20 protein-coding genes and 1 tRNA gene are annotated in these 20,341 nt (G+C 61.9%); 7 read left to right on the forward strand and 14 right to left on the reverse strand.

The window, feature by feature from the left end; genetic code table 11:
* The first annotated feature begins 143 nt into the window (after positions 1-143).
* Together ABB27_RS13730 and ABB27_RS13735 are read left to right on the forward strand one after the other, a co-directional pair.
* Complete coding sequence (locus ABB27_RS13730) at positions 144-689, forward strand: GspH/FimT family pseudopilin (protein ID WP_161809656.1); 546 nt, start codon at positions 144-146, stop codon at positions 687-689.
* 61 nt (positions 690-750) lie between these two features.
* Positions 751-827 (forward strand) — tRNA-Asn (locus ABB27_RS13735).
* Between the two features lie 81 nt (positions 828-908).
* Here ABB27_RS13735 and ABB27_RS13740 read toward each other — a convergent pair.
* The 6 genes from ABB27_RS13740 to ABB27_RS13765 are packed head-to-tail and all read right to left on the reverse strand — an operon-like array spanning position 909 to position 7,311.
* Positions 909-1,325: a type IV pilin protein gene (locus tag ABB27_RS13740; RefSeq protein ID WP_057629348.1), complete on the reverse strand. Its 417-nt coding sequence runs from the start codon at positions 1,323-1,325 to the stop codon at positions 909-911.
* An 11-nt stretch (positions 1,326-1,336) separates the two neighbouring features.
* Entirely contained in the window at positions 1,337-4,729 is a 3,393-nt protein-coding gene (locus tag ABB27_RS20215; protein ID WP_211263714.1) for a pilus assembly protein, read from the reverse strand.
* 8 nt (positions 4,730-4,737) lie between these two features.
* Complete coding sequence (locus tag ABB27_RS13750; protein ID WP_057629349.1) at positions 4,738-5,244, reverse strand: pilus assembly PilX family protein; 507 nt, start codon at positions 5,242-5,244, stop codon at positions 4,738-4,740.
* 23 nt (positions 5,245-5,267) lie between these two features.
* Entirely contained in the window at positions 5,268-6,248 is a 981-nt protein-coding gene (locus tag ABB27_RS13755) for a PilW family protein (protein ID WP_057629350.1), read from the reverse strand.
* Between the two features lie 14 nt (positions 6,249-6,262).
* A complete protein-coding gene (pilV, locus tag ABB27_RS13760) occupies positions 6,263-6,766 on the reverse strand; it encodes a type IV pilus modification protein PilV (protein WP_152984586.1) in 504 nt (167 codons plus the stop codon).
* A complete protein-coding gene (locus tag ABB27_RS13765; protein WP_057629351.1) occupies positions 6,763-7,311 on the reverse strand; it encodes a GspH/FimT family pseudopilin in 549 nt (182 codons plus the stop codon). Before ABB27_RS13765 ends, pilV begins: the two co-directional genes overlap by 4 nt.
* Positions 7,312-7,383: 72 nt before the next feature.
* Between ABB27_RS13765 and ABB27_RS13770 the strand changes: the two genes are divergently transcribed.
* Positions 7,384-8,451, forward strand: a complete 1,068-nt coding sequence (locus ABB27_RS13770; RefSeq protein WP_057629352.1) for a sensor histidine kinase — start codon at positions 7,384-7,386, stop codon at positions 8,449-8,451.
* On the opposite strand, the gene ppnN is transcribed toward ABB27_RS13770, so the two are convergent.
* The 5 genes from ppnN to grxD form a co-directional block, all read right to left on the reverse strand.
* Positions 8,452-9,840, reverse strand: a complete 1,389-nt coding sequence (ppnN, locus tag ABB27_RS13775; protein ID WP_057629353.1) for a nucleotide 5'-monophosphate nucleosidase PpnN — start codon at positions 9,838-9,840, stop codon at positions 8,452-8,454.
* A 112-nt stretch (positions 9,841-9,952) separates the two neighbouring features.
* A complete protein-coding gene (locus ABB27_RS13780) occupies positions 9,953-13,222 on the reverse strand; it encodes a TonB-dependent receptor (RefSeq protein ID WP_057629354.1) in 3,270 nt (1,089 codons plus the stop codon).
* A 218-nt stretch (positions 13,223-13,440) separates the two neighbouring features.
* Positions 13,441-14,034, reverse strand: a complete 594-nt coding sequence (locus tag ABB27_RS13785; RefSeq protein WP_057629355.1) for a YhgN family NAAT transporter — start codon at positions 14,032-14,034, stop codon at positions 13,441-13,443.
* Positions 14,031-14,774, reverse strand: coding sequence for an SDR family NAD(P)-dependent oxidoreductase (locus ABB27_RS13790; protein ID WP_057629356.1), 744 nt, complete (start codon positions 14,772-14,774; stop codon positions 14,031-14,033). The genes ABB27_RS13785 and ABB27_RS13790 overlap by 4 nt, the downstream gene beginning before the upstream one ends.
* Positions 14,771-15,091 (reverse strand): Grx4 family monothiol glutaredoxin, encoded by a 321-nt coding sequence (gene grxD, locus ABB27_RS13795; protein ID WP_057629357.1) that lies wholly within the window; start codon positions 15,089-15,091, stop codon positions 14,771-14,773. The genes ABB27_RS13790 and grxD overlap by 4 nt, the downstream gene beginning before the upstream one ends.
* Positions 15,092-15,208: 117 nt before the next feature.
* Between grxD and ABB27_RS13800 the strand changes: the two genes are divergently transcribed.
* Complete coding sequence (locus ABB27_RS13800; RefSeq protein ID WP_057629358.1) at positions 15,209-15,787, forward strand: superoxide dismutase; 579 nt, start codon at positions 15,209-15,211, stop codon at positions 15,785-15,787.
* Between the two features lie 180 nt (positions 15,788-15,967).
* On the opposite strand, the gene ABB27_RS13805 is transcribed toward ABB27_RS13800, so the two are convergent.
* The 3 genes from ABB27_RS13805 to purE are packed head-to-tail and all read right to left on the reverse strand — an operon-like array spanning position 15,968 to position 18,006.
* Positions 15,968-16,303, reverse strand: a complete 336-nt coding sequence (locus ABB27_RS13805; protein WP_057629359.1) for a carboxymuconolactone decarboxylase family protein — start codon at positions 16,301-16,303, stop codon at positions 15,968-15,970.
* 45 nt (positions 16,304-16,348) lie between these two features.
* Positions 16,349-17,506, reverse strand: coding sequence for a 5-(carboxyamino)imidazole ribonucleotide synthase (locus ABB27_RS13810; protein ID WP_057629360.1), 1,158 nt, complete (start codon positions 17,504-17,506; stop codon positions 16,349-16,351).
* Entirely contained in the window at positions 17,503-18,006 is a 504-nt protein-coding gene (purE, locus tag ABB27_RS13815; protein ID WP_057629361.1) for a 5-(carboxyamino)imidazole ribonucleotide mutase, read from the reverse strand. The genes ABB27_RS13810 and purE overlap by 4 nt, the downstream gene beginning before the upstream one ends.
* 59 nt (positions 18,007-18,065) lie before the next feature.
* Here purE and ABB27_RS13820 point away from each other — a divergent pair, with 59 nt between their 5' ends.
* From ABB27_RS13820 to ABB27_RS13830, 3 genes are all read left to right on the forward strand, one after another.
* Entirely contained in the window at positions 18,066-18,335 is a 270-nt protein-coding gene (locus ABB27_RS13820) for a Trm112 family protein (RefSeq protein WP_057629362.1), read from the forward strand.
* Positions 18,335-19,192: a carboxylating nicotinate-nucleotide diphosphorylase gene (gene nadC, locus ABB27_RS13825; RefSeq protein ID WP_057629363.1), complete on the forward strand. Its 858-nt coding sequence runs from the start codon at positions 18,335-18,337 to the stop codon at positions 19,190-19,192. The genes ABB27_RS13820 and nadC overlap by 1 nt, the downstream gene beginning before the upstream one ends.
* Before the next feature lie 88 nt (positions 19,193-19,280).
* Positions 19,281-20,228 (forward strand): DUF2272 domain-containing protein, encoded by a 948-nt coding sequence (locus tag ABB27_RS13830; protein WP_057629364.1) that lies wholly within the window; start codon positions 19,281-19,283, stop codon positions 20,226-20,228.
* The last annotated feature ends 113 nt before the right edge of the window (positions 20,229-20,341 follow it).

Genomic DNA, 20,341 nt, shown 5'->3' on the forward strand with positions numbered 1-20,341 from the left:
TACGGACTGCCCAGTATAGCCCCGCCATCCCTGCACCCCGATCACGCACAAGCCTGACCTTCCAGAGCAGCCGTTGCCGAAGGCGAAGCCTGCCCTACCACAGGATGATCATCCCGCGGCACCCGCGCAGCCACAGGCCGAACATGAACCAACCCAGCACAGCCACGCCTCATGCCATGCGCGGCCTTACGCTGCTGGAGGCCACCATGGTCATGGCGATTGGCCTGATTCTCGGCGCTATCACCCTACCCCACATGCTGAAACTGACGGAAAAACAACGTGCCATCAGCTCCGCGAACCTGTTGGTCAGCCATATCGCCCTCGCGCGCAATCACGCCGTGACCCAGCGCCGCGTCGCCACACTCTGCCCATCCTCGGACGGCACCAGCTGCCGTGCGGACAACAACTGGAGCCTTGGCTGGCTGGTGATGGATTCAGCGCCAAACCCTGCAGCCACTGCACGCTCAGCTCGGATCCTGATGACAGCACAACTACCCGCCAATACCCGGGTTCACATTTACAGCAACAAAGGCCGTACGCGCTTGCGCTATCTTCCCGATGGGCGCAGCACCGGCGCTAACACAAGCTTCCGCATCTGCACCTCAGGCGCCATGTCGAGCAAAATCGTGGTCAGTAACGGCGGCCGCGTCCGCAGCGAAGCCACCCCAGTCGGTACAAGCTGCCACTGACAACGCACTCGAGCGAAGGGTGTTGCACACGTTCGCTCATCTACCTATAATGCGCCTCCCCGCCCGAATAGCTCAGCCGGTTAGAGCACTTGACTGTTAATCAGGGGGTCGTTGGTTCGAGTCCAACTTCGGGCGCCAAAAAAAAACCTGCCATCGGCAGGTTTTTTTGTGCGCGAAACATAGCGAAGGGGAGTTGCAGCGCAACTCCCCTTCGGCCGATCAAAAACACTTGGTCGGCGCACCGCTATCCGAGCCAGTAACACTCTTTACGCCTTGCGACGTCACCTTGAGCGTCCCGCACTTGACATCCTTGGTCTCCTGCAAGCCTTTGGGGACAGCCTGCAGCGTGTAAGAACGTGCGGCAGGATCGCCGTCAAAACCGATGGTGTAGAAATTGTCCAAACCATTACCACACTGACTCACTGCCGCCCCCACATAGGTCAGGTTGGTCGTGAAATAGCGCTCGGCCATCTGCGCCGACTCCAGCAGGCACGCCGAAGCCGCCGCACGCCGCGTCTTGACAACGTGGTTCTGGTAGCTCGGATAGGCGATCGCCGCCAACACCGCGATAATCAACACCACGATCATGATTTCTACGAGCGTGAAGCCACGCTGCCGATGCATCAACTGCTTCATTCCCGCCCCCATCAGTTATTAATGATTTCACGCCAGGACACGCGACCCACATTACGCGTCTCACGCACATTGACCTTGGCCCGACCACCACTGGAGCCACCCAGCACCGCGATGCCACGCAGCACGTCCGCCAGGGTCGGCATACCCACGCCGAGATCGACCGAGCCGATAGGCAGCTTGGTATCGCCATTGGTCAATACTTCATCGGTATAGCTGCCATCACCGTTGAGATCGAACAGGGAAGGCCCGGTGCTGGTGCCGGTGTAAGCATCAAGTGCATTCAGATAGCCCCTGCCGTCTGGCTGGCAGGCTTCGGAAGTCGGAATGACGCTGGAAACGATCAATACGTCTCCAACCATCTGCGAATCACTGACTACACGCTCACCCTGCGCGGTGGAACCACTGGTACCCGGCTGAAGCAGATCCACAAACCAGCCCTTCGAGCCCATCGGCAATGCTGCCTTGGGCTCAAACGAACGCACCGGATAGCCACCATAACTGCCACCGACAACCACGCTGCGCCCGGTCAAGTTGGCATTGTCACCGCGACGCGCCTTGGCCGAACCGTCATCAATGATGCCGTACAGCGTCTGCACACTCTTGTTGCTCATATCACCAACCGTCATCAGGCGACCGGTGCCGAACATCACCCAGGTCTGATAGGTGGTCGGATGCATCGAGATACTCAGACCCGAGGTGATCGGCTGAGCCGTACCCGAAGAATCAACCGCCTGGAACAACGGCGCCCCGCCCGACACGACCCAGCTCGAGGCGGCAGCAGCAGAGATGTCGAATTTCCAGACATTGCCCAGCATGTCGCCGCCGTAGACATAATCAACAGTGCCATTGCCATCAGCGTCCCAGCCAGTGGGCGCAAACAGGCCGTTGGAGTTGACATCACCAGCCACCCCCGAGCCGACCCCGGTATCAATCTCCTTGATCAGGGCTCCCGTTTGCAGGTCATACATCATCAGCACCGCATGGCCATTCGTGCTGTTGATGCCATTGGCCACGATGACCGCCGTTGAGCCATCATTGAGCTTGGCAATGACGGGGCGCGACTGCACCAGACCCATATTTGCACTGGACGCACTGGTTTCCCATTTGTAGCTGCGTGCACCGAAGTTCGCCGGATCAGTCACATCCAGCGCAAACAAGCCTTTGCCACCCTTGCCAAGCGCACCGACAAGCACATTCTGGTCAGGTGTCTGCGCACGCGTTGAGACCACCATCGGCCCATCGACGAAGAACCGATGTGCGTAGTCCGGCCGGCTGATCTGCCCCAGGTTTGTCCAGTTGATACCACTGGGAATGAACGTGAACAGCTCGCTGCCATTGACGGCATTGATCGCATGCAACATGCCATCGTTGGCACCGACATAAATCGTCTCCGTATCTTTTACATAGGCCGGAGATGAATTCACCACGTCGCCAAACAGATAGTTGCGGTTGCGCAGGGTGCCGCCCTGGCTCTGCTCGAGGTTGCGGGCGCCAGCGATGTACGCCGCGTTGTCGGCCGCCGTTACCGGGTAGTCGTTAACACCCGTGCGTGCCAAGGCTGTCAACTGATCGGCAGTTGCTCCTGCAGGAAACACCGTGCCTGCAGTACCAGTACTACTGAATACCTTGCGATTGGTGGTCGGAACACCCTCGGAAGCGCGCCAGGTGGGATCTGAAGAAACAACCTGATTGGCTATTGCATAAGCGGCAACCTGGCCCGTCCAGACACCCGAGATATAACTGGCCTGGAACACCTTTGCACCGGTATCCAGCGAGGTCGAATTGGCGCTCACATTCGAGAATGAGCCGATCCGCTCGGTAATGGCAGCCAAGGCGTTGGAGAGACCGCGTGCAAATGCCTCCGGGTCGCCCGCAGAAACAAACTGCCCCCGTCCATTGACCGCGGCATGCAAAAGATCGTCAATACGATCCCCGTCCTCATCGTCGTTCGGATTGGGCCAGGAACTGAAATTGGCAGGAACTTCAGCCACGCTCTTGAAGCCGGTGTTACCGGCAAGACCGATCGCGATGCCGAAGGTAACCATATGCTGCCAGAAACCCGGGTCGGAACCATTGGTCGGCACATCATTGGTCAGGTCGGTACGCAGATCATTCTTCCAATAGCGCATCGCCACGTCAGCCAGCGTGTCGGACGCAGAACTGGCATACGGCGCGCCCTTCAAATATTGATAGGACCGATCACCCGGGCCGGTAATTTTCAGGCCGTCCTGATTATCCTGTTCACCTGGCAATCCACTGAGATTATTCCAATAGCCATCAGTCGTCAGAATCGTGAAATTCTGCCGGCAAGAATACTGATCTCTTGCAGCTTCCGGCCCATAAGCGCCACCACTGGCATTGTCGGAAAAATAACGTCCGGCATTGTCCAAGGCGCCATGCAAGGGAGTGCCATTGAAGCCAATGGTGCCGTACAGACGCGCATACCAACGACTACGGTTGTTGTTGTCACCCGTGACACCGTTGGGATCCGAAAAAATTCCGTTGTTGTAGTTGACCGGAATCGGACTGGCCTGCGTTGGCCAGTTGGTGGTGGTAGTACTGCCGTTACGACCCCAGATCGTCCGATAACCAACGCGTACGTTCTGCCCCAACTTACTGAACGCAACACCGGCACCTGCCTTTGCTGCCTTCATGCGGGTGCGATGATAGGAAAACCACGTTGCGTAGTTGGTTCTCTCAGCAGCCTCGTTGCGGGTAGTGGTGGGCGTTACGTACTCACAAGAACCCCATTCATTGTTTTTGTTACCACAGCCGCGATTGGCCTGACCCACCACCCGGGTGCCGTACTGGCTGCGCACCACCCGACCATCGGTGTGAATCTGGTAGCGGTAGTAATTCGCCTGATTATTCAGATAGGTGGACGCTGTCTGCGTCGTATCCTTGGGCACGTAAAAGGTCTGGGTGCCACCACACACCTCGGTGCCACTATTGGTTGTGCCACTGGTGGCGTCGTCATTCTTGTTGTACTTGCGGCAGCTGCCTGTATCAGCCAGATCAATCGTGGCATTACCCACGATATTAAAATCGGCATAGACGGCGCTGTAACTGGTGCCGCCCGTCATCAACCCACCATCGGCACTTTGCCAGGGCAGATAGGTACGGGAAGGATCGTAGTAAACCGTATTGATGGTGTAGGCGCGGCCGGCGAAGCCCGAGATTGAATTGGCCGGCATGGCATCAAATGCCATGGAGCCCGAATCGTCGAGAATGAACAGCACATTGGGGGCGACCCGCGTTTCAGTGGTCAACGGGTCGTTCGGCAGCACGATTCCGGCACTGGCCGGCAGCGCCAACAGTGTCACTGCAAACGCCAGAGCTCCAGGAGCAAGTTTGGACAACCCGTCCGCGCACTGGCTACGCTTGGTTTGAATATGAGTTTTCATGTCAATCCTCAACGAACCAGGAAATTGGACTGGACAACCACCGTGGCCCGCGCATCGTCCGTACTACGCGCGGTGACCCGGAAACTGGGAGCCATACACAGGGTAGGCATCGGCACCTGACGGTCGCAACCCGGCCAACTGGGTGCCTCCCCCATGTACTCGACGAAGTACGCTGACGGCGGCGGCGCCGGACTGGCATCCGGAATCGCGGTGGCCTCCACCCAGCCGGTGAAGCTGGAATCCGCCCAGCGATCCGCAACCGCTGGATCAGGCTTGGCGCAGACGCCAAGGTTGTTGCAACCCGACGACGGTGCCGCTGGCGTCCCTGCGGCAATCAGCTCCCCCTGACGGAGCGCGGATTCGGCGGCCTGGAATGCAAGGCTGCGCTCGTACATATTGGCCGTCATGCGCTCCTCCATCATGGTATTGCGGAGGATCGCCAGACCCAGCAACGTCATGATCAATAGCAGCACCAGCACAATCAGCAAGGAGATGCCCCGCTGCTGCGCCCTCATTGCGTTGTTTCGACTGAAAGCCTTCATGGATTGCGATTCCGGATGCTGACAACCTGGGTCAGGGTACGAGTCAAAGGCACACCACCCGCCCCCGTATTCGGCTCTCCAATGAAGGTCATGGAAACACGCACAGCCTTGAGCTGAGGCCAGCTGCTGCCCACGGCTGCCGCATCGACGTAGGACCCGGCACCATCCAGCAGATAGGTGAAGGTCATGCTGCTGACACCTTCAACCACCTCCTGTGAGACCGGCCCGGCACTGGTCAGACGGGTCTGATACAAGGACGGCCGGCCATTGGGGTTGTTGGCAATGAACCAACGCGTGGCGCTGAGCCGCGCAACCACCGAGCTGGGCTGCGGGTACTTGAACGTCGCCCCGCCTCCACAGTTGAGCGGCATCCCGAGCGCCGCCGTACAGTTGCCAGGACTACCCCCCGTGCCGTGACCGATGCTGCTGCCGACAACACTGCTTACCTGGAAAACACTGGCCTGCCTGGGGTTGCACACCAAGGCCAGATCGCCGGCAACAAACCCATGGTTGGCCTTGTTGAGCAACATCGTTGCTGCAGCCGGATCATGACTCTCCAACGTCGAGACATTGCTGTCCGTTGAAATCAGCTCGATGGCGTCGGTGCCGGAAATCCGCTCCGCCGGGCCCGAACCAAATTCCGAATCAGCAAACGCCTCGGTACCACCGTAGCCGCGCGCCGCATTGCCCCAGGTATCCAGGCGAGTCCACCAACGCGTGCCGGCGCTGTTGACCACGTTCACCAGGGGCACCGAATTGGAGCACGGATTACCCGCAGCCTCGCGCATATCCCGGGCCATCAGCTCGAAAGCCGTACGCACGTTCTCCTGAATCCGCCCGAGGCTATCGGTGGTCCTGTAGGTCTGCCGATTGGCCAGAAAAATGCCAATCGCCGCACCAATCACCAATGTGCCCAACAGCAACGCGATCATCAACTCGATCAGACTCAGACCGATAATGCCGCGGCGCGAACCCATACGCCGGCCCCCATTCATAGCCGCACCCTCGTTTCAACCGAATACTGGTCGGAGCCTTGCTGGCTCCCATTGCTGGCGCCGGCACGACTGTCGTCCCAGCGCACGCCAACCACACAGATCCCCGTGCTCGTGGTGCAGCTCACCTGACCGCAGACCGCGGCGTCATCGACTGCACTGCCCAATGCTGCACGCAGCGAGGCCAACCAGGATGCGCTGTCTGTTGCACTCAACGAACTGCCGGTGGGGGCGCTGCACATCCAGCCCCCCGTGTTGTAGCTGCCACCCAGTGCCAATTCGCGGTTGGCTCGCATCGCATCGATGATCGTATAGCTCTGGATCACCGCTTGACTGCGTTCAACCGAACTCTGGCTGTTGCGCAACGCAGTCGCCTGCATGGCCGCAATACCAAGCATGCCAATACCCATGATCAGCACTGAAATAAGTACTTCCAACAGGCTGACGCCGGCAATTTTCTGGCGACGCAGTGGTTCGCGGCGGCAAGTCCGGAAAGTATTCATGGGCATTCCCCGCCATTGTTCGCTGACGTAATGGAAGTCCTGGAACCCGATACGACCGCCACGCGGCGCAGGTTCTGTTCTGGACGGGTCACTGGCAGGCAAACCGCCACATCGCCTGCAAACAACAACCCCGCAGCAGTCCGCGCCAAACCATCGGAATGGAACGTGATGCGCGGGGTGGCAGAATTGACCTCAGCTGGCGGCCGGATCTCCCCGGCTTGTAGCACCGAATCGTCCGAATCCAGCACCACCAGCCAGTGCGTCCAGTTACCCGCAGCTGCGCAGGTAAGGCCGTCCAGCGAGCCGCACATGGACACCGGGGCGTTGCGTTTGATCGCTTCGCTGCGCGCCATTTGAATCGCCCCAACCAGCTCATTGGACTGCGTGGTGAGGCGATTGGAGTTGATCAACCCGTTCATGGCCGGCATGCCGATAGCGATAAGCACCGCCAACACGACCACCGTCACCATCAGTTCGACCAGCGTGAAGCCCCGTTCGGCTCGCCCGGCTGAGCGCAACCCCGCTTTTAGTATTTCGAAACGCATCTACGTCATCCCCCGGCGCAATGGCCATGGTTAAGATAACGGCGTCCAATTGCGAGCGTCACCCCAAACCGGATGAGCGGTATTACCACCACCACGAACGGCCACGCTGCCAGCCCCAGCCACCTCGCAGCGGACGCACCAGAGCCGCTTGAAGTGCTCTGGCGGCCCTATACGCTCGTCTGGATCATCATGATTGGCGAAGCGCTGGCCATGGCCATGAGCTTGTCGCCAGGGGTAAGTGGCGACCGCTTGATCCTGTTCGGGCTCAACTCGCTGGCGATCCAGTGGACCAGCCTGCTCTGCCTGGGCCTGCTCTATCTTTTCCGGAAGCCACTGCAGAAGCACCGACCCACCACTATCGCCACTGCCGCCCTTGGCGCGCTGCTGCTAAGCACCTGCACCACCTACCTGCTGCTATGGCTGTTGTTGGACGGCGCCGTCCCCGCCCCCAACGAAGGCTGGCGACAGCTGTTGTTTCACATGGTGGCGCTTAGCCTGATATTCGGATTACTCGGGGTAGCCGCCTTCCAGAGCCACTGGCGCAATCGCCTGCTCGCCCTGCAGGCCAAACAGGCGGAGCTGGACGCACTGCGCGCGCGGGTCGATCCCCACTTCCTGTTCAACGCACTCAATTCCGCCGTGGCACTGGTTCGCCAGAACCCATCCGCCAGCGAGCGACTACTGGTCGACCTGGCCGACCTGTTCCGGGCAGCACTGGCACGGAGCGGCACGGTGCCACTGACCCGGGAGCTGGAGCTTTCACACCAGTATCTGGATATCGAGGCAACCCGCTTTGGGGAACGCCTAACCCTTGATTGGCGGGTTCCGGACAGCCTGCCCACCCTGTTGATCCCCAGCCTGTCGCTGCAGCCGCTGATTGAAAATGCGATCCGCCATGGCATCGAACCCAGCCTGCATGGCGGAACACTGGCCGTAAGCGTGGACGTAGATCCCGACTGGGTGACCATTCAAATCAGCAATCCGGTCCAAGCCGGTACGCGTGAAGCAACCACTGGACACCAACTCGGCCTGAGGTCAACCCGAAGCCGCCTGGATGCACACTTCGGCGGCAAGGCAGTAGTGGACACCACTACTGCCTCCGACACTCATCTGACAACAGTCAAGCTACCTCGACGCTGATCAGGCAACCACCTGATAGCACGGCCGGTACTCACCGGAGATCTTCATCCGGCGCTGCTCGACGAAGGCGCGCAGCAGCTCGTCCAGCGCCTGCATCATCTCGCTGTCGCCATGGATCTTGAACGGGCCGAATTCCTCGATCCGGGCCATGCTCTCTTCCTTGACGTTGCCGGCAACGATGCCGGAGAACGCCCGCCGCAGATCGGCGGCCAGGTCCGGCGCAGGACGACCCTTGTGCAGGTCCAGGCCTGCCATCGCCTCGTGCGTGGGCACGAACGGCTGCTGGTAGGCCAGCGGAATATCCACCTGCCAGTTGTAGAAGAACGAATCGCGCTGGGCCAGGCGGAACTCACGCACCCGCTTGATGCCCTGCGACATCTTGCGGGCCACGGCGACCGGGTCGCCGACGATGATTTCGTAGCGTTCCGCTGCCTTGTCACCCAGGGTCAAACGGATGAAGCGGTCGATCTGCTGGAAGTACGGCGCGGCGATGGCCGGGCCGCTGAGAATCAGCGGGAACGGCAGGTCCTTGTTTTGCTCGCTCAGCAGGATGCCGAGCAGGTACAGGATCTCTTCGGCGGTGCCGACGCCACCCGGGAACACGATGATGCCGTGGCCAAGACGGACGAATGCCTCCAGGCGCTTCTCGATGTCCGGCATGATCACCAGGTGGTTGACGATCGGGTTCGGCGACTCGGCGGCAATGATTCCCGGCTCGGTGATGCCGATGTAGCGGGTATTGGTCTTGCGCTGCTTGGCGTGGGCAATGGTGGCACCCTTCATCGGGCCCTTCATCGCACCCGGGCCGCAGCCGGTGCAGATGTCCAGGCTGCGCAGGCCCAGCTCGTAGCCGACCTGCTTGGTGTACAGGTACTCGTCACGCGAGATCGAGTGACCGCCCCAGCACACCACCAGGTTCGGATCACTGGGCGCCAGAATGCGCGCATTGCGCAGCACACCGAACACCGCATTGGTGATGCCGTCGGAGGTCTCCAGATCGGAGGCGTATTCCGGCCCCAGCTCGATGGCCATATAGGCCAGGTCGCGCACCACCGAGAACAGCAACTCGGCGATACCGCGGATGATCTCGCCATCGACAAACGCCGCTGCCGGCGCATTGCTCAAGTCGATGCGGACGCCACGATCCTGCTGGGTCACCTGCACATCGAAGTCCGGATACAGGTCGCGCGCAGCGCGCGGGTCATCCGAGGCGCTACCACTGGTAAGCACCGCCAACGCACAGCGGCGCAGCAGCTCGTGCATACCGCCGCCGGAAGCGTCGCGCAACCGCGCCACTTCTGCCCGCGACAACACATCCAGTCCACCGCGCGGATAAATACGTGCGTCCTGCACCGGCAGCGCCCTCGCTGCCCCTTCATTCTTGGTCATTTCCACAACTGCTCCTTCCTCTTTGGCGATCGACTTTAGCGCTCCCCCCATTAAAAAGAAAACGGCCGGGTTGCCCCGGCCGTTTTCGGTTTACATCCGATCAATCAAACGATCAGAACTTGTACTTCAGGCTCAGCATCATCGACCAGCGCGACACTGCGGTGTTGCCCTTGTCGTTGTTGTTTTCCTGGATCGACGCATTGTCGGTGGTACCGGTGAAGTTGTAGATGTACTTGCCGGTAGCCGGATCGATGCCTGCGTAGTTGGCGATACGACGGGTCGAGTAGAAGCCGTAGTCATCAATCAGGCCCCACTTCTTGTTGAGCAGGTTACCGATGTTCATGACATCGAGCGCGATTTCAGTCTTGTGGCCCTTGAAGAAGCCCGGCATTTCCTGGCTGATGCGCACGTCGAAGCTGTTGGTCCAGCCTGCACGATGCGAATTGGCCGGTACAACCTGGCCCTTGTAGCCGGCCAGATCCGGGTTCTTGTCCAACCAGGCAAAGAAGTCCTGCTCCATCTTCGCACCACCGGTCCACAGCACGTCACCGTAACCGGACGGCACGTAGAACAGATCGTTGGTGTTGGCGCCGTCACCGTTGGCGTCGTTATAGAAGATGTAGCTGAACGGGCGACCCGAACGGCCTTCGTAGAACAGACCCACGCGGGTGGAGTAATCACCGAAGAACGCGTGCTTCCACTCCAACGTACCGGTCACGCGGTCCTTGATCGCATAACGCGAATCATAGGCAACGTTCTCGTTGGCGTTGAAGATCAGCGTGTTGTTCCAGTTCGAGGTGTTCTGCGAGCTGGTCAGCGAGCTGACTTCCTTGGCCTTGGTGTAGGTGTAACCCAGCGACCAACCCCAGTCTTCGCTCATCGGCTTGCTCAGCGCAAAGGTCGCCTGGACGCTGCTGCCCTTGTCGGTATTGCGCAGCAACATGACGTCACCGATGTCGCTCGGGCGATTGCCCTTGACGTCCGGACACATGCCCGCCGCAATCTGCGCCGGGGTCAGGACCTTGGCGCAATCCTGGCCCTTGTACTTGCCTACCTCGATGCCAAACTTGCCCGCACTATTAGGATCGCGACCAGCTGCGTTCCAGTAGTTGTCGCGGCTATCCATGGTACCCGTGTAGGTCGGATCCATCAGGTCCAGGCGCTCGAAGTACAGGGCGTCGTTGACCTTGGTATACAGCAGCTCTGCCGATGCCACGATGCCGTACCACGGCAGCTCATGATCGAAAGCCAGGTTGGTCTTCCACACCGACGGCAACTTGGTGCCCGGGGCGATGACGTCAACGTTCGCACGCCCTGCGCCCGGGGTCAGGCCAGCGGTGGACGGCGGAACAGTCGGATCGAATGCAGGAGCGTCGCCGCCCTTCAGGTCATACTCAACGTAGTTCAAACCGGTGTTCTGATAGGCACCAGCAAGCCAGACGTTCGGTGCGGCACCACCAAACAAGCCGATACCACCACGCAGCTGCGTGGGACGGTCGCTGTCGAAGGTGTAGTTGAAGCCGATGCGCGGCTGCACCAGCTTGTCATCCACCAGCTGGGTGTTGTTGTATCCGTACAGCTCCTGGATACGCGGGTTGTACAGGCGCTGATCGCTGAAATCGGGCAGGTCGACACGAACGCCGAACATCAGGCTCAGGTTGTAGTTGATCGCCCAGGTGTCCTGCACGAACAGACCGGTGTTCTTCAGGTTGAAGGCAGCCGGGATGTCGCTACGGCTACCACCTTCACGCGGGGCACGGAGCTGGTAACGGGTCGGGGTGCCTGCGAGGAACGAGTCGAGATTGCTGAACTCATATACGCCGTTGAGGTTACGGCCATAGAAGTTCATCAGATCGTTGTCGGAATAGTCGAAACCGAACTTGACGGTGTGATCGCCCACATACCAGGTAGCCGCACCGAACGCGCTCAGCTCCTTGCTTTCGACCAGGTTCACGTGCGTGTTCTGCTCGGTACCCAGCAGCAGCGCATCATTGCCATTGCCAAAGCCGTTGATGCGGATCGATGGCAGGTCGACCATCGCAACGCGATTGGCGCTGTAGTCCTTGTGCGAGATCTTGAACTCGGTGGAGAAGTTTTCGCTCCAATCGGAGAACAACTCGCCCATCCAGGTTTCATAGGTCTTGGGCTGGCCGTACCAGTAGTTGCTCAACGAAACGGTACCCGAGGCAAGGCCCGGGAAGCGCATCACGTTCTGCTCCATCTTGTTGTAGCGCAGAGCCGCACGATGGTTTTCGTTGATGTTCCAGTCCAACTTGACTGCGTACTCTTCAATCTCGGTCTTGTTGTCCGGAGCAGCCAGGCCACCCACGTCATAGCCCTTGGCCGACATGAAGTCCTGAACCTGCTTGATGTCGCCGTCGGTGATGGTGCCCTTGCCGTACGGGCCATCGCCCAACGCAACGCCCGGAGCCGAACGCTCGTACTTTTCGTAGTTCGCGAAGAAGAACAGCTTGTCCTTGACGATCGGGCCGCCAAAGGTCATGCCATAGGTCTTCTCGTCCTCAAAACCGTTGAAGTCGTTCTTGTCGCCTTCCAGACGGGTACGGACCATGTCCTTGTCGCGGTAGGAACCGTAGACGGTACCGTGGAACTCATTGGTACCCGACTTGGTCACGGCGTTGATCACCGCACCGGTGCCGCCGTAGATGGTGGTGTCGTAGTTGGCCAGGTCGATGTTGATTTCCTGGATGGCGTCCATCGACACCGGCTGACGCTCGGTCGGCAGGTTGTTCGATTCCAGGCCAAACGGATCACCAGCACCGATACCGTCGATACGGATGGCATTGAAACGGGTGTTCTGACCACCGGCCGAAATCGCGCCATCAGCCTTGCTGACCTGCGAAATGCGCGGATCCAGACGGATGTAGTCCTGGATATTGCGGTTGGCCGAAGGCAGCGCTTCCAGCGTTTCGCGGGTTACGTTGGTGCCGGTACCCATCTTGTTGGCGCTGAAGATTTCCGAACCGCCACCCACTGCCAGGACCTGCACTGCTTCCAGGTTGGTGGCAGCGAGGTCGCCAGCCAGCGCAGCATTAACGGTGTTGACCTGATTCAGGTTCAGGTAGACACCGTCTTCGGTCTTGGTGCCTTCACCAGACTTGGTGATGGTGATGGTGTACGGACCACCCACGCGCAGACCGCGGGCGTTGTAACGACCAGACGCGTCGGTGGTCGCACGGCTGACCGTGCCCGACTCAACGTGAGTGATGGTAACTTCAGCACCAACAACCGGCTGACCGCCGTTGTTCATGACCTGACCGCCGACGCCGGCAGAGGTGCTTTGTGCGAAAGCCGGAGCAGCCGCAAGTGCGACGACAAGACCAAGTGCAAGCTTGGACATCTTGATACGCGGGTGATTCATTATGGGTAGCCTCGAAACGAGTTGGCGATTGAGAAAAAGCGCGATCCATCAGCCCCGGGGTCAACCGGGCGCCTGATCGTCTTGAATCTTGGGGGTCCCTTCCGAGGCGGTTTCAGCCGCAACGGTTAAGATAAGGTTAACACGGTAATGACTGTTTATGACTGCCATAAGACAGTGATGCTGCACTGCGACAGCACCACCTACGGCCAATCAATCACTTACCTTATTGATGCCAGATACGTCGCCAATCCATCGAGCAGCATCTGCACCGAGATTGCGACCAGCAGCATGCCCATCAGGCGCTCCAGCGCGGTCAGCGCGCGGGCCCCGAGCAGCTTGTAAAGCAGGGTTGCCGACATCAGGATGGCCGCCGTTCCGCCCCAGGCCAGCAGCAGGGCCAGGCTCCAATCGCCAAGTCGCTCTGGCTCATTGCTGCCCATCAGCATCACCGCCGCCATGCCCGAAGGGCCTGCCACCAGCGGTATCGCCATCGGCACGATGAAGGGCTCGCCATCCGGCACCGCCCCCATCAGGCCTTCGGGGCGCGGGAAAATCATGCGGATGCCGATCAAAAACAGCACGATGCCACCGGCGATGGCCACCGACTCCTGGCGCAGATGCATCAGCTCCAGCGCGTACTTGCCGCCCCATAAGAAAGCCATCAACACCGCCAGCGCGATCAACAGCTCGCGCACCAGCACCACCCGCTGACGCTTGGGCGTCAACGGCTTGAGCAGACTCAGGAACACCGGGATATTGCCCAGCGGATCCAGGATCAGAAACAGCAGCAGGGCCGCTGAAAGGATTGTCACCCGGTCAGGTCCCGCACCTTCCCGCGCCAGGCCAGGCCATCGGCGGCGAGCAGCTGCACGGCAGCGTCGGCGTACTGGGCAGGATCCACAGGCGCCGCATCTTCCTCATGGGTGAAGGCCCGCGCCCGCAAGCCCGTGCGCATCGGCCCCGGCTGCAGGCCGCAGACCCGTACCGGCCCGTTGCGCAGCTCGTGATGCAGGCTCTCGATAAGCCCGCGCAATCCGTACTGGGCCACGCCGTAGCCACCCCAATAGGCTTGGCCAACCCGCTGGACGTCGTCCAGTGCAAACACCACCGCCGCGTCTTCACGCTGGCGCAGCAGCGGCAAACAGGCCTGGGTAAGCCAGGCGCGGGCGGTCAGGTTGACGTGGATGGCGCGGGCAAAGGCTGCCGGGTCGCCCGACGCAAACGGCGTCAAACCGGCGAAATCGGCTGCGCAATGCAGCACGCCATCCAAGCGCCCGACTTCGGACTCCAGCCGTTCAGCCAGTGCCGCATAGTCGTCGGGGCTGGCCCCTTCCAGGTCCAGCGGATACAGCAGCGGCTCCGGACCAAGCTGGGCAGCACTGTCATAGACCCGATTGAGCTTGGCGACCTTGCGCCCCAGCATCACCACAGTGGCCCCGGCCTGCGCGCACGCCCGGGTCGCGGCAGCTCCCAGGCCGCCGGCGGCACCTGCGACCAGAATCACCCGACCGGCAAGATCGGCGCCCTCGCCCCCACGAGGCTGGGCACTCACGCTTGCCCGGCCTCGGCAACGATACGCTTGAGCTCGCCGGACTCCAGCAGCTCCAGAAGAATGTCGCAGCCGCCAATCAGCTCGCCATGCATGAAAAACTGCGGGAAGGTGGCCAGGTTCGAATAGCGCGGCAGGTTGGCTCGCACCTCCGGGAACTCCAGCAGATTGACGGTGCGCAGATTGATCGCACCGGCGGCCAACAGCGCCTGCGCGGCGCGGCTGGAAAAGCCGCACATCGGGTATTGCGGCGTACCTTTCATGAACAAGACGAGGGGGTGTTGCTCCACCTCGGTCTGGATTTGTTCCATCACCGGCATTCGAATTCTCCCTACTGCGAAAGAACGGCCCGTCCTGGTCGGATAGACTTTCCCGTGGTTGACCATTGTAAGCCGAGCCGGCCGACTCCCGGCGCCCTGCCCCGAAAAGAATCTCCAATGCCCCTCCAACTGCCTGACCTACCCTACTCCCGCACCGCCCTGCAGCCGCACATCTCGGCCGAAACCCTGGACCTGCATCACGGCAGGCACCATCGCGGCTACGTGGACACGGTCAATGCGCGCATCGCCGGTACCGAGCTGGATGCGCTGCCACTGGAGGAAATCGTCCGCAACAGCCAGGGCAGCCTGTTCCAGGCCGCCGCACAGGCCTGGAACCACGACTTCTTCTGGCAATGCCTGCATCCACGCGCCGGCGGCGATCCGCACGGCCTGCTGGCCGAGCACATCAATGGCCAGTTCGGCGACGTGCAGAAGCTGCGCGAGGAGTTCAACCGCGCCGCGTTGGCGGTATTCGGCTCGGGCTGGACCTGGCTGGTGCAGCACCCGGACGGCAAGCTGGCCATTGTCAGCACCCGCAATGCAAACACCCCACTGACCGGCAGCAGCACCCCATTGCTGGTCTGCGATGTCTGGGAGCACGCCTATTACAGCGACTACCAGAATGAGCGCGCGCGCTTTCTGCAAGCCTTCTGGAAGCTGGTGAACTGGGATTTTGTGGCGTCACAGCTGAGCTGAGCAGGCCCGCGGCAACCCCGGCCTGCGGCGAAGGGATCGTGCGCGCCGCGGCCCGCAATTGAACCCTGATCCGCGCAAGCGGGATCAAGCGACCGGGAGCTTGCTGGCCGCTATGGCCGATATGTGCCAGCAAAGGCCTGACGCATATTCGAACCGACGTGAGGCGAACTAACGCCGCGCTCAATCGTGCGCAGCTACCGCATCCAGCACCCGCGCCGAATACACCATCGCCGCACCGGCATTGAGTGCCACCGCCACGCCCAGCGCCTCGGCGATCTCCTCACGGCTGGCGCCCTGCTTCAATGCCGCATCAACGTGGGTGGTGATGCAGCCATCGCAGCGCGTGGTCACCGCCACCGCCAGCGCGATCAGCTCGCGGGTCTTTGCGTCCAGATGATTGGTCTGGGCACCGGCGCCGCTGAGCGTCAGGTAGCCCTTGAGGGTGTCCGGCGACAGCTTGCCGAGCTCGCCGATGCGGCCCTTCAACTCACGGCGATAATCATTCCAATCGAGCATGGCAGGTTCTCCAGTGGGGACCGGAGAACCATACGCCGGCAATGCTTAGTTTGGCGTCACGCTGCCGCGCAGCGTCTCCACTACCGGCGCAACCTGCGCCTGCCGCCCCAAAGCCTCGCCTACGCGCTGCAATGCTGCCGCCAGTGCGAGTGCGGAGTCATCACGCAGATTGGCGTGGCCCACCTTGCGACCGTCGCGCGCCTGTTTGCCGTAGTCATGCCAATGACCGGCCGATTCGGCCAGCACCGGCTTGCTGTCGGGCATCTGACCCAGCCAGTTGAGCATGCAGGCATGGCCCAGCACGCGGGTATCGCCCAAGGGCAGGCCCAGCACCGCACGCAAATGGTTTTCGAACTGCGAGGTTTCCGCACCATCGCTGGTCCAGTGGCCCGAGTTGTGCACGCGCGGCGCCATCTCGTTGGCCAACAGCGCCTCACCACGGCAAAACAGCTCCAGCGCAAACACGCCAACGTAGTCCAGACGCTCGGCAACCCGCTGCGCGTAGGCAATGGCCGTGGCCTGCTGCTCGGCCGACAGCACGGCCGGTGCCAGGCTGGCGGACAGCACACCGTCCACATGCCAGTTGGTGGTCAGCGGCCAGGCACGGAACTCACCATCGCGGCCACGAACGGCCACCACGCTGACTTCCCGATCAAACGCCACGAAACCTTCGAGTATCAGCCCGGTCTTCTCGACCTGCGCACCCAGCGCCTGCCATGCCGCCGCGATGTCGGCATCGGTACGGATACGGAACTGGCCCTTGCCGTCGTAGCCCAGCCGCCGCGTCTTGAGAATGCAGGGCATGCCGAACTCGGCCACCTTGGCCGCCAGTTCTTCGTGGCTACGGATATCGGCAAACGCCGGCAAGGCGATACCCAATTCCTGGAACAGGGTTTTCTCGCTCAAGCGATCCTGCGCCACCGCAAGGGCCGCCGGATTCGGAAACACCGGCTTGCGCTCGGCCAGCCAATGCGCGCTTGCCGCCGGCACGTTCTCGAAATCAAAGGTGACCACATCGACCTTGGCGGCAAACGCGGCCAAGGCCTCGGTATCGTCGAAACCGCCTACCTGCAGCGGTGCCACCTGCCCTGCGCACGCATCGGCGGCAGGATCGAACACCACGAAGCGCAGGCCCAGCGGAGCCCCCGCCAGCACCATCATCCGGGCCAACTGCCCGCCACCGAGAATGCCGACCGTGATCATTGGCGCGGATCGTCCGCAGCCATCACATCTTCGGTCTGACGGGCGCGGAAGGCCTCCAGCGCGGCACCGATCTGCGGCTGCTCGGCAGCCAGCATGGCGGCGGCAAACAGCGCGGCATTGGATGCACCAGCATTGCCGATGGCAAAGGTCGCCACGGGAATCCCGGCCGGCATCTGCACGATCGACAGCAGCGAATCCATGCCGTTGAGCGCCTTGGACTGCACCGGCACGCCGAGCACCGGCACCGCCGTCTTGGCTGCCAGCATGCCCGGCAGGTGCGCCGCGCCACCGGCGCCGCCAATGATGGCGCGCAGGCCACGCGGGCCGGCCTGTTCGGCATAGCTGAACAGCACATCGGGCGTACGGTGCGCCGACACTACCTTCACTTCATAGGGAACACCCAAAGCGTCAAGCTTTTGAGCGGCGTGCTGCATGGTTTCCCAGTCTGAGCGGGAACCCATCACGATGCCGACTAGCGGCGCGGGGTGGTTTGGGGTCATTGGCCGTCACCTGCTGCAAAGACGTATTCTAGCCGTCTTCCCCGCAAGACCACGACCCGATGGATCGCAAACTACTCGACCTGCTCGTTTCCCCCGACACCCGCCAGCCGCTGTTCCTGCTGGAAAGCGCCGGCCTGGAAGCCCTCAATCGTGCCATTGGCGCCGGCACCGTCACCCGCGCCGATGGCAGCGCCCAGGCCCAGCCGCTGCGCGAAGCGCTGATCACCGGCGACCGCAAGCAGGTATTCCGCGTCGATGACGGCATTCCGGTGCTGCTCGCCGATGAAGCCATCGCCACCGCCCAGATCACCGACTTCCCGGCCAAATAATGCTGCCGCACCCGCCCCTGGCCCCGCCGCAGGAACAGATTGAGGCCGATGTCGCCCGTGCCCTGGCCGAAGACATCGGCACTGGCGATGTCACCGCCGCGCTGTTGCCCGATTCCGCCGATATCGCTTACCTGCTGTGCAAGCAGGATGCGGTGATCGCCGGCCGCCCCTGGTTTGACGCCACACACCGTGCGCTCGACCCGCAGGTGCAGATCGCCTGGCGGGTGCTGGAAGGTGATCACGTCAGCGCCGGCACCGTACTGGCGACCCTGCAGGGGCGCAGCCGCAGCCTGGTCAGCGCTGAGCGCACCTCGCTCAACTTCCTACAGACCCTGTCCGGCACCGCTACCACCACCGCGCGCCATGTAGCGGCCGTGGCTGGCACCAAAGCGCGCATCCTGGACACCCGCAAAACCCTGCCCGGCCTGCGCCTGGCGCAGAAGTACGCGGTGCGTTGCGGCGGTGGCGACAACCACCGTATCGGCCTGTTCGACACGGTGATGCTGAAGGAAAACCACATCCGCGCCGCCGGCTCGTTGACCGCGGCCGTGCACGCCGCACGTGCGCAGCAACCGAAGCTGCCACTGGTGGTCGAGGTGGAGGACCTGCAGCAGTTGCAGGAAGCCCTGGCCGCGGGCTGCGAGCGCATCCTGATCGACGACTTCAGCCCGGCCATGCGCCGCGACGCCGTGCGCATTACCGCCGGGCGGATCCCGCTGGAGGTCTCCGGCAGCGTCGACCTGACCAGCCTGCGCGCCATTGCCGAAGACGGTGTGGACTGCATCTCCATCGGCGGGCTGACCAAGCACGTGCAGGCCGTCGACCTGTCGCTGAAGCTGGGTCCGCCACCGGGCTGACTCACGGCGCGCATGCAGGCCCGGCTGCGACACTTTCCCAACCTCTTTCGCGGAGCCTGCTGTGGCCTACCGATACCTGCTGTGCGGCATGACCTTGTTGCTTCCCGCCCTGCCTGCGATGGCAGCGGAAGCCTGCGATATCCCACCAAGGTACGGCGTAAGCGAAGTGGCGAAGGCCGTTGTCGCGGCCGCATGCGGCGAACACCGGCTGTGGTACCGGCCCTTCATCGACCGTGATGGCCGCATTGCCAGCCTCGGCGTCACCGAAGCGGAGAACGAGCACCTGGCCGACAACGGCCTGATCGCCTGGCAGCGGGTCGCCGGCTACTGGCGCGAGAGCGCCACGCTGGGCCCGATGGGCGCCATCGCCGGTGCCAGCAGCTGCGCACAACCGGCCGGCAATCGTTACACCGACAGCGACTGCCGCGCGTTCCTGATCGACAACCCGTGGTCAGCCGCCTTCATCTCCTGGGTGATGACCCGCGCCGCCGTGCCCGGCTTTACGCGCTCGCCGCGCCATATCGACTACATCCGCGCCGCCTACCAGGGCGGCAGCAACGGCATGCCGTACCGCCTGACCGACCCGGGCAGCGAAAAGCCCGCCCCCGGCGACATGCTGTGCTTCCTGCGCGACCGCAGCAGCACATTGAACTACAGCGGGCTGATCCAGGCATTGGGCAGCGGCCGCACCGGCAACTGGAAATCGCATTGCGAGATCGTGGTCAGCGCCAATATGGGCGGTGACCGTACGCTCTATCTGATTGGCGGCAACGTTGCCAATTCGGTGGTGATGCGCAAGCTCATGCTCGACCGCACCGGCCTGATCGAGCTGCCCAAGGCCAATGCCGCGTCGGCAAGCACCTCCCTCATCGAGCAGAACTGCTCCCCGGGCCACGAAGAAGAGTGCAACCTCAACAGACAAGACTGGGCGGCACTGCTGAAGCTGACCGCCAGCAACCCGGCACCGGCCTTCAACTCCACCGCACCATTGCCGCCGCCTCCGGACGAGCCCATTCCTACTCCGGTCACCCACTGAGGTTGGCGGACGCGCAGGCGCACATCACGGATGCGGGGGCTGCGAAGGGGCGAGCGGATCGCCTAAGCGGCCTTCAACGCGATCGCGCCGTTGCCGCCGCGTCGGGATGAGCC

Source organism: Stenotrophomonas terrae (genome assembly GCF_001431465.1).
Lineage (GTDB): Bacteria > Pseudomonadota > Gammaproteobacteria > Xanthomonadales > Xanthomonadaceae > Stenotrophomonas > Stenotrophomonas terrae.